The 10,311-nt window shown below is 38.7% G+C and carries 8 protein-coding genes, 1 other RNA gene and 2 pseudogenes; 4 read left to right on the top strand and 7 right to left on the bottom strand.

Features of this window, described 5'->3' with window-relative positions:
• Positions 1-269: 269 nt before the first annotated feature.
• Together AC2JBO_RS04300 and AC2JBO_RS04295 are read left to right on the top strand one after the other, a co-directional pair.
• Positions 270-1,409: a hypothetical protein gene (locus tag AC2JBO_RS04300; RefSeq protein WP_496952388.1), complete on the top strand. Its 1,140-nt coding sequence runs from the start codon at positions 270-272 to the stop codon at positions 1,407-1,409.
• 460 nt (positions 1,410-1,869) lie between these two features.
• Positions 1,870-4,605 (top strand): HEAT repeat domain-containing protein, encoded by a 2,736-nt coding sequence (locus AC2JBO_RS04295; protein WP_496952387.1) that lies wholly within the window; start codon positions 1,870-1,872, stop codon positions 4,603-4,605.
• Positions 4,606-4,767: 162 nt separating this feature from the next.
• On the opposite strand, the gene queF is transcribed toward AC2JBO_RS04295, so the two are convergent.
• From queF to AC2JBO_RS04270, 5 genes are all read right to left on the bottom strand, one after another.
• Positions 4,768-5,196 (bottom strand): preQ(1) synthase, encoded by a 429-nt coding sequence (gene queF, locus AC2JBO_RS04290; RefSeq protein WP_496952386.1) that lies wholly within the window; start codon positions 5,194-5,196, stop codon positions 4,768-4,770.
• A 113-nt stretch (positions 5,197-5,309) separates the two neighbouring features.
• Positions 5,310-5,717 carry a hypothetical protein gene (locus tag AC2JBO_RS04285; RefSeq protein ID WP_496952385.1) on the bottom strand — a complete coding sequence of 136 codons (408 nt, stop codon included), beginning with the start codon at positions 5,715-5,717 and terminating at the stop codon, positions 5,310-5,312.
• Between the two features lie 237 nt (positions 5,718-5,954).
• On the bottom strand, positions 5,955-6,347 hold the full coding sequence (locus tag AC2JBO_RS04280; RefSeq protein WP_496952384.1) for a phasin family protein: 393 nt from the start codon (positions 6,345-6,347) through the stop codon (positions 5,955-5,957).
• Positions 6,348-6,389: 42 nt separating this feature from the next.
• Positions 6,390-6,486: signal recognition particle sRNA small type (gene ffs, locus AC2JBO_RS04275), an RNA gene on the bottom strand.
• A gap of 72 nt (positions 6,487-6,558) precedes the next feature.
• The gene (locus AC2JBO_RS04270) at positions 6,559-6,825 is read right to left on the bottom strand and encodes a YciI family protein (protein WP_496952383.1); all 267 of its coding nucleotides are present in this window, start codon (positions 6,823-6,825) and stop codon (positions 6,559-6,561) included.
• Positions 6,826-6,849: 24 nt separating this feature from the next.
• On the opposite strand from AC2JBO_RS04270, the gene AC2JBO_RS04265 reads away from it, so the two are divergent.
• Both AC2JBO_RS04265 and AC2JBO_RS04260 read left to right on the top strand, forming a co-directional pair.
• Positions 6,850-7,392 carry a 2'-5' RNA ligase family protein gene (locus tag AC2JBO_RS04265; RefSeq protein ID WP_496952382.1) on the top strand — a complete coding sequence of 181 codons (543 nt, stop codon included), beginning with the start codon at positions 6,850-6,852 and terminating at the stop codon, positions 7,390-7,392.
• A 214-nt stretch (positions 7,393-7,606) separates the two neighbouring features.
• Positions 7,607-7,888: a hypothetical protein gene (locus AC2JBO_RS04260; protein ID WP_496952381.1), complete on the top strand. Its 282-nt coding sequence runs from the start codon at positions 7,607-7,609 to the stop codon at positions 7,886-7,888.
• A 163-nt stretch (positions 7,889-8,051) separates the two neighbouring features.
• Here AC2JBO_RS04260 and AC2JBO_RS04255 read toward each other — a convergent pair.
• A pseudogene (locus AC2JBO_RS04255) lies at positions 8,052-8,375 on the bottom strand (RuBisCO small subunit-like domain-containing protein); the annotation flags it as partial.
• Positions 8,376-8,975: 600 nt separating this feature from the next.
• A pseudogene (locus AC2JBO_RS04250) lies at positions 8,976-9,848 on the bottom strand (AAA family ATPase); the annotation flags it as partial.
• Positions 9,849-10,311: the final 463 nt, after the last annotated feature.

Below are 10,311 nucleotides of genomic sequence, written 5' to 3'. Positions count from 1 at the left end.
TATGATTTTTATAGCTAACCATCTTGACAAATCCGATTTGAGAGGGAATGAAACAGCCCTGCCGCGTGGAAGGGGGGAACAAGAAAAGAAATAATAATTTTAGCGTCATACAAGAAATTTTATACTCATACAACAAATCTTAGCCCCCCTTAATAAGGGGGGTTGGGGGGATCAATTATAAGAATACCAAAACTTAAACAATATTGTATCTTATCTAATCATTAAGTACTATAATCAGTACTAAATAAAATGATTAAAAAATTGATTATATGAAAAACTCTCTTTTAAAAGAAGCGCGCGATATGACTACACCCATTGAGCGCTTATGTCAATTGGCAAAGAGTAAGGATAAAGAAATTTGTAAAGCTGTAGCGCGAAATCCGAATACAGCGCCTGATTTACTAGTAGAGTTATTTAAAAAGCACCCAGTAGAAGTACTGAATAATATATCTTTAGAGTTAATTTTGGTCGAAAGTCCAGATTTTCTTGAACAACTTCACCAAAATAACTATTATGCTTTGCGAGAAAAAGGATTACCGCTATTTTATTTACATTGGGCAATTTACCATAAAGATGAATTAGTTCGTGCGAATGTTTCTTATAATCATGATTTACCAGAAGATTTTTTAGAAAAATTAGCCAGAGATGTATCTGCGAAAGTACGTGGGTCAGTTGCATGTAACGGTATAATACCTATTCATATTTTAGAACAGCTAGCACATGATACCAGTTATGTAGTTCGTATGAGTATTGTACAGAAGGTAAATTTACCTGGCTCTGTTTTTGAAATTCTATCAAATGATACTGACCAATATATTCGTATGAATATTGCGTCACACAGAAATACACCAGAAGTTATTTTAGAAAAGTTAGCTAATGATAATGACTCACTTATTCGTCGTATTGTTGGAGCAAAATATGATACACCTATATCTATTTTGGAAAAGTTAGCAAATGATATCGAGTCAACAGTTCGTGAAGTTGTTGCTTCACATAGAAATACACCTAAGAAAACTCTAGAAAAGTTAGCTGATGATAAAGCAAGTAGTGTCCGTCGTGATGTTGCTAAGAATTTTATTACATCAAGTAGTATTCTCGTTAAATTAGCTGATGATGAGAAGGTCAGTGTTCGACAAGCTGTAGCAAAGAATACTAGAACTCCCATAGTAAGCATAAAAAAGCTAGCATATGATAAAGAGAACTCAGTACGTCTTTACATTGCTCAAAATGATGCGACTCCTACTGACATATTGGAAAAATTATCTACAGAACGAATTATCAACATTCGTGTTGCAGTTGCGAACAACTCACATACTCCTGTAAGTGTACTGGAAAAATTAGCAGGTGACGAAAGTAGACTTGTACGTCGGGCAGCTAAGAAAAAGATCAAGAATAAACGTAACTGTTAACATCAACTTATAATATTATAAATTTTAAAACGAACATTTTAGTTGAATATGTTGAGAAAACACGACAACCTTCTGCCGCGCGTTTATTTCTACTTTTACACTCAACGGCGTCGAGCGATTTTCTTGCAAGACATTATCGTTCATTAGACTGGCGTGAGAGATACGCGGTTGCCCAAAATTCAAATACTTCTGAAGAGATTTTGCAAAAATTAAGCTTTGATGCAAATTGTATTGTCCGAGCAACTGCAAAAGATAGATTCTCATAAATATATAACTAACTAACGAACTAATTAAGCCGGGAACATAATTTATTTATATTTTGTCGTAAGATTGCGGAAACTAATATTCTTAATATTGATTAACGTATTATATTTCCGTAAAAATACAAAGGTGATTTGAATAAATCTATGACAAGTTAATATCAAAACCTTTGTTATATATTTATTCTTGATTTTTCCTTATGGTTAACTCTTCCAATTTGCTTGCACTCGTACATGAAGCAGCTAACGAAACCACGTCACATGTACGCTTGGAAGAGTTAGCGTGTATGAACAATGAACTCGCGCGCGTTGTTGCTGCAAACATATGCACTACACCAGAAGTTTTGCGATCACTTAGCACTAGCCAAGATTACGAAACGCGTAAAGCTGTAGCAAGTAATCCTAACACTCCTACAGAAACATTATTTCAATCGGGGGTAGAGTTTCCCCAAGAGTTACTCGAAAATCCGGTGTTTTCACTGTTGTTACTCGAAAATCCGAATTTGTACCAAGAATTACCCGAAGAGACTCAAGCAAGTTTACTGAAATTGGAAGTCATTCCAGATACTTTTTTACAGTGGGCATTAAGTCATAGGCGCCCGAAAACAATGTTTGCGGTGGCGATGAATCCTAAACTCACCAAAAAAGACTTATATAAGTTGATACACGAAGCAGGTTGTAACTGGTTAACTTCGCAGGTGCCGAATGTGGCAAAGTTGCATGTTAATTGGATGGGAGAAATGAAGACTGGGTGGGAAGAAGCAGCTTTATCAGTAGTTAAAAAACATCAGTTAGTCAAAGATAATATTCAGCACGATGAAGTTTCTGAATATAAATTGTGGCAAATTGGTCTAATTCCGGAAACGTTCTTAACAGCATTACATCGTAATACATTAGTACAAATTGCCCGTGACCCAGATACTCCTGCACACATTCTCGAAGCGCTGTCGCAACCAAAAATAGCAACAAAAAAAGTGCGCGCGGCAATTGCAAATAATTTAAATACTCCTGTTCATCTTCTAGAACAGCTTGCAGGTGATGAAGATGCTTTTATACGCTCCTGTGTTTTCCAAAATCCCAATACCACTAAAAATATCTATAAATTATTTTACGAGTATGATGCAGCAATTCAACATCCTGATACTACTGGCGCCACTTTAAAAGAAATAGCTAGAAAAAATTGGGAGTACACAAAAACTGGCGTAGCATTACACCCAAACACTCCACCTGAAATATTAATCAAATTCGCACATCACAAATCATGGAAAATCTGCGCAGCAGTTGCAGCTAATAAAAGCGTTCCACCAGAAGTATTGGAATTACTTATAGACGATAAGCGTTTAGGAGTTTGCCATGCTGTCGCTCGGAACCCAATTACTCCAGCATGGCTACTAACAAGAATGTTACATAACTATAAATTTAATCATCGCCAAGATATTGCTAGACATCCCAACGCTACACCAGCGATTCTAAAATTACTTGTTCAGGATGCTGATTATAATGTGCGTGCAGCAGCAGTGGAAAATTCAAACATTCCAATTGAATTACTAACGCATTTAGCAAACGAAAAAGATGTTTACATTCGTGGTTATGTTGCGGGAAACGTCAGAACACCAGACACTGTACTCACACAGTTAGCTATTGATGCCGAGTATATGGTGCGTAGACACGTTGCATATAATCCTAAAACTCCGATTTCGGTTTTGAGAAATTTAGCTCTTGATGAAAATGATAATGTTCGCTGTGCAGTTGCCGAAAATAGCAGTACTCCTGATGACGTGTTAGCGTTGTTGGAACAAGATAAAGTCGAATGGATAAAAGCTAGAGCTAGGATATTCCGTCAAACGAAATCATTTAGTTTAGTACATTCAAATGTCTCCATAAATATCTCAACTTGCGAAGACAATACTTTAACTGCAATAAATTTTGAAACTCCGATTGAAGTTTTGCTCGAACTAGTTCATGGCAATAGTTACCAAGTGTACTTACTATCGGTTCAAAATATTTGTCGAAAGATAGCGACGACCCCTGATATTCCTGCAGCGCTGCTAGAAAAATGTGCTGTACTCGACACAAGTGATATTCAAATTGCATTAGCACAACATCCAAACATACCTGAATCCATTGCTTCTAAGTTAGCATCGAGTCAGTCAGTTCGCTTACGTAGATTATTAGCCAATAATCCAAACTTACCACCAGAACTCGTCAAGAAGCTTTTACAAGATAAAAATCAAGATGTTCGACGTGTCGCACTGTCTGCGTTGCTCGCATCCCAAACCACAAACAAGAATTACATTGGCACCCACATTGAGTTTTTACAGCAGTGGCAGGCAGTACAAAACCCGGACATACCGAGTCAAGTGCTTGTAGAACTAACACAAAGTCAATGGTTAATTATTCGCGAAGCGGTAGCACTGCATCCCAAAGCTGCGATGATTGTGTTTGATACTCCTTGGAAACCAAACTCAAAATCAAATAAGTTAAATACGTCAAATTCCAGTAAAAACGACGCTCCTGTAACTTTACTAGAAAAACTAGCAGTAGATAAAAATATCGCCGTCAAATTAGGAGTTGCCAGAAATTCAAATTCCCCAGCGGATATCCTAGAACATCTAGTGCGTAACCATCCCAACAATTTAATACATATTGCAGCAGTAAAATCTTTGATAAACTACCATCCGGAGCGGGGTCAATTATATCTAGAAAATTTTACAAGTAGCAATTATTACTGTTCCATATCAAACTTCTTTGTGCTGCTACATCATTTGGCGCCAAGTGACTTGTTAGCAAAACACAGTCGTTCCTCATCTTGGTTAGAAAGATACGCAGTTGCAACAAACCCCAACACTCCCCTAGATATCCGCCAACTACTAGCAGAAGACGCAAACCGCATCGTCAAAGCAGCAGCAAAATCTTTTTTTAGTGCTGAGTATTGAGTGCTGAGTATTGAGTGCTGAGTATTAAGTGCTGGGTGTTGTCATGCTGAAGGCAGTGAAGCATCTCGTAAATCTCAAAATCTTTAAGATTCTTCGCTGCGCGACTAATGACAATACAACTCAGCACTCAGCACTCAGCACTCATAACTTATGACTTATGACTTATGACTTTACATGCTTGACTTCAACGACTGTATGAACATTTCCGCGCGGAGTAAAGTCAGCTTTAACAATAACTTCTAAAGGGTCACAAGCTGCAATAAAATCATCAAGGATTTGATTTGTTGATTCCTCGTGAGATATATATCTATCACGATAACTATTGATGTAGAGTTTCAGCGTTTTCAACTCCACAACTTTTGCATTAGGTATATAGGTAACGTAAATAGTGGCAAAATCAGGATAACCAGAAAAGGGACACTTACAGGTAAATTCTGGCAGAGTAATATTAATATTATACCGTCTACCTATACGTGGATTGGGGAAAGTAATTAATTGACCTTCCGCAATTTCACGTTCGCCATATTTGACTTCTTGAACTGGAACTTCTTGAAGTGACTGCGTTGTTATTTCAGGTGATGAGTTACTCATATTCAATTGCTTAACCTAACTTCATATCTCACCATAATAATAACCTAACTCCGTTTCTCAGGACTCAGCACTCAGCACTCCGTTCCTCAGCACTCAGCACTCAGCACTCAGCACTAATAAAGCTCTTCTTGCTCCCAGTCAGGACAAGTAGCATCCTCTACACCAGTTGGATGCATCCCGCAAACTAGCAAATTACCACCATATGCATACCCGTGATAATGCTTGCAACCTACACATGCTGGGTTCTTTTCTCGTGTAGCATCTACTGCATATGGAAAAGCTGCGTCAAAACCTTCATTGGGTATATCATCCAACTCCCAATAAATTTCTGAAAGCGGTTCAACTATATCTTGCAAGTACTGGTCAACTTCTGTAACCAGACTGCTGTGTACTTGTTCGCTCAACTCTTCGGTAAACTCAAAAACGCTGTCTACCATTTCCGTCATTCCTATAAAGAAACGCTCTACCTCATCAGCCAGTGTTTCCATCATTTGCCAAAAGTCTTTTTGCCAATTTTCCATATCTATTTTAAGTCCTCACTGGCTTTTCACGGAAAGGATAGTGTTGTTCATCGCTTGGGGAAGCAAGTTCCGCACCTTATTACAACACTATTACAACACTGCTTTAAGATTCAAGCATGAGGGTTATAAACTGTGCTTTGTATATAAATATACCTATATTGTGGCACAAATCACTAGACAACTACCAAAACGCACGCTAATCATACCAATTATGGATATACACGTTTTGCCAGCAAATTATTGTTCACGTTGTAAACGTCGCAGTTCTTCCTGCATTTGCTTAACTTGGTCGCGCAAGTTATCAACTTCTTCAACTGGCGCCTCTTTTGCCGAAGACTTAGGAGTTGCCTCTTCATCTTCTTCTAAAATTTCAATTCGGCGGGGTTCAGAAGTTTGGGTGCCCGCATCTTTTTGAGAAACCTGTTCTTGCTGGGCTTGCTTCATCATATCCTCAACAAAGCGACGACCTTCTTCAGTCGTCATTTCGCCGCGCGCTACCATTTCATCAGCCAACTTTTGAACTTGTGAGCGTAACTCAGAGAGTTTGCCACCTGCTTTTTCGCCTGCGTAGGAAGCGAGTCCCACTCCAAGGTAAAAGGCTTTTTGTACTAAATCACCAAAACCAGCCATTACTGACTCGTATTATTATAGTTAATATATAAATTTCACTTGGGGTGACCGGGGTCTACGCCTACTACAAGCATCCCATATTGCTGCTACCTTCCGGTCCTGACAAAGTTTAGGCGTTGCAGTCGCATAGTCCCAATCACTTATGACCAATATAGCATTGAATTTCAAAAATTTGAAATAGTTGTAAAAAGATATGTAAAACGCTTGTTCATTATTCCACAACAATTCGCCATTCATATAGCTGATAATCAACACAGCCGTTTTTAATCAAAGGGTCAAGGGCGACAATAGCCTGTGCTTGCTCTATCGACTCTGCCTCAAAAATCATCATTCCTCCACCTCGAACAGCCCAATATCCACTTCGCGCGTTGTGTCCACGTGCAATTAATTCGCGAACGTAAGCGTGGTGAGCAGGTATATACTGATCAAAAATCGATTTATCAACTCTACCTTGCTCAATCTTGACAAAAATTGCCATATACTTTCTCTATATAGTTTCTCTATGATTCGTTTTTTTGTTGCCTTAATTCCACCTCAGCATATTCTGGACTATGCTAACCAAGTCAAGCAACACTTCGCCGACAAATTTAATAGTCGCAGTGCGCTAAAATCTCCACCCCATATCACTTTACTACCTCCGTTTGAATGGGATGAAGCCAATGTTACACACTTAGAACAGCACTTAAAGAATTTTGCTGCATCCAGAGCATGTGTACCCATAACTTTAAAACAGTATGGCGCCTTTCCACCGCGCGTTATATATATAGATGTTCTTAAAACTCCAGAGTTAACAGTTCTGCATACAGAGCTAGTAGCTTATGCGGAGCAAAATTTAAACATTTGTGACCCAACCGTAAAAACCCGACCTTTTGCTCCACATCTAACAGTTGCATTTCGGGACTTGACGAAACAAAACTTTAGAGCAGCTTGGAAAGAATTTGAGCATCGCCAAGTAGACTTTGAATTTATCGCTGATAGTATTTACTTACTGCTCCACGATGGTAAGCGTTGGAACATTTTATCTCAATTCCAATTTGCCCAGTAGAGACGCTCCGGAACCGGAGCGTCTCTACCGTCTCTGTGGTAAAAATATTTAGCGTTACTAATAAATTTATCCGTAAACCTCTACACTATGGTTGTAGAAATTGATATCAAAACTACTCCTAAAGGAAGTTGCACCTTAAAACTTCTATTTATGGAGAGAATTATTATAGTTATACAGATTAATTATTGTAAAAATAAGAGCTAGGAAAAATATTATGTTAGATTCAGCAAGACCATCAATAGAACAGTCACTAAATACTCCAGATAATACTATTAAGCCAAATTCTACTCCTACTAAGGTTGTAGTTAGAAACTGGAAAACGACAGCTATCGGTTTTGTATTATGTTGTAGTGGGTTCGTGGCATTCTCACCAAGTACTTTTGGCGGAGAAAAAGCTCCTTTAGTTCAAATATGTAAATATATTACTTCAGGAGGTTTAGCAGCTCTGGGTATAACTGCGAAAGATTTTAATGTTACTAGTAAAAATCAAGAGTAATTCAAAATACAATTTATATTGAGACTTTGTAACAAAATGTATTTTGTATTGTACGTAGATATATTATTACATTAAATAGCAAGTAATAAATCTAGATTCTCGATTTCTTTAAAGAAGTCAAGAATCTAAAAAATGACTACAAACTTAAAGGTTATTTCTGAATTTAATTTGGACGCTGAATAATTGTTTCCATGATTCGGCGCCGATTTTTTGTGTCAATAGCAACTAACCGGATATACTCATTGCTATATTCAGCCAAAGATGACTCAATAGCGGAAACTATATCAGACTCGGCGCTAATTTCTCCAACTGTACAACTTTGCCATGAACCCATTTTGAAACGCCGTTCATCCACGTGTTCAATACCTATTTTGTAACCTTGAGATAAGATTTCACGAACTAGTTCTTGAGTTTCTAAGGTGAGATGAGTGCTAGATTGTGGTTTTATGTACTGTTTGTAGTATTCGCCGTTATTTACTGGGGGTGTTAATTGGTTTACTGATGTCGTGCTAGTTGTCTCTATTGTATCTGTATATGGTTTTCCAAACGGCGTTGGTGCAGGTGCTTTAAACGGAGTTCCCACTGGTAATTTGGTTGCAGAATTATTTGGTATTCCAACACCTGCAACAATGGGTGCTGCAATCGGCACCTTATTTAAATTCGATGTTGTCTCAACCGATTCTACAACAGCTTCTGTATATCGTGTTCCAAGAGGCATCGTAGCTGGTTCTTTAAATGGAGTTCCAACTGGCAACTTGGGCGCCGACTTAGCTAGTGTTCCAACACCTGCTACAATTGGTGCTTCAATAGGTGTCGAATTTGAATTTAATGGTGTTTCAACCGACTTTACAACAGGTTCTACATATCGTGTTCCAAGTATACCAGCTGGTTCTTGAAATGGAGTTCCAACTGGCAATTTGGGCGCCGACTTAGCTAGTGTTCCAACACCTGCTACAATTGGTGCTGCAATCGGCGCCGACCTTTCTTGTGTAGTAATTGTTGTTACAACTTCTGCACCAGGAACATTATTGTTAATACGTGTTGGTACTGCTTCAGTCCTAGTCACAACTTTACGTGTAAACAGTCCACGATTATATTCTTCCACTAATTGAGAATTTTGTACGCGCTGTTGTTCTCTTACAATCAAATTACCCATTTCAATCAGGTAGGGTAACTGAAAGTTTGGTTTTTTGAATTTTGGTGGTCCTTCAACGCTATTAACTACCCGTTGCGATACCCTTTCAAAACCGACATCATGAATGAAGTGGCGAATTTGTTCGTCGTAAATGCGAGAACGTAGCGCACTATAAAAGTCTACAGACTGATTAATGAACGTATCAACAAGCTGTTCAATGTCGCGACGTGACAGTCCATCTGGCTCAAAAATACCCCCGACAATTCCAACCTTATCATCACGGTCAGGTTCCCAGTAGAATTTCTCCATACGTCCATCGCGTATCAATGGCGCATATAGTGTTGAAAAATCATTACCCGTTACAATAATTGGTATTCTGGGTAACGGTGTAGCATCATAACTACCTGGAAGCTGTACATCTGTTGGATTATCGGCAATATTCATTAACGTCGCGTTGACCAACTGCGTATTGACAGTGTACTGCGTTCCTTCATCAAAACGTCCGGCGCCTGCATCCAAATCATTAATCATTAGTACGCACATCTTACCGCGTACTTTAGTTAACTCAGCAGTTTCACGATAACGTAATCGAATCAACCGTGCTGGGTCGCCAGCATCAGGACTTTCCAATTCACCCCCAGAAATTAAGGTGAATTCAATACCCATTCTCTCAAAAACTAGCTCACATTGGAATGTTTTTCCTTCGCCTTTACGTCCGTGAACACCCAAAATTAAGGGAACCCGCAGACCAGGTAAATCTAAGAAATTTTTAGTAATGTGAACGGCAAGTTTGTCAAGAAACCTAGGAGCAATATAATAACCCATAACCCAAACAAGAAACAGTATTCGTTAAGACAATATTAAGTTTGATTGGTGCTTATAACTCACTTATTTTCGCGCACGGGGTTAAGTTATGTTTCTAATTGGCGCCTATTCAACTTGAAATTTATAACAACTACTGCTGGTTAGAGACTTTCAAATACACGCATTATGTCTTGTGGAATGCACTATCTCTTGTGGAATGGGCATCCTTGCCCGTTCTAGACTAAAGATTTTGGGCGGACAATCTTAAGCGCACCCCACAAGATGTAGAATCTACAATTATTAATTCTGGTTAGCGATTTGACGGACTTGCTCAATTTCTAACTCAGTGATTTCAGCAACCGCCTCAAAAGTCATACCACGATTAAGCAACTTAGCTGCCATCGCCAGTTTAGTCTTCTGTTCGCCTCGCTGCTCGCCTCGCTGCTCGCCTCGCTGTTCGCCTATATCTTCTCCTTCTTTCAGT

This window comes from Calothrix sp. CBUCES-K 9914, from assembly GCF_059640475.1.
The sequence above is the reverse complement of the archived record's forward strand: the minus strand, read 5'-3'. Positions and strand labels throughout refer to the sequence as shown.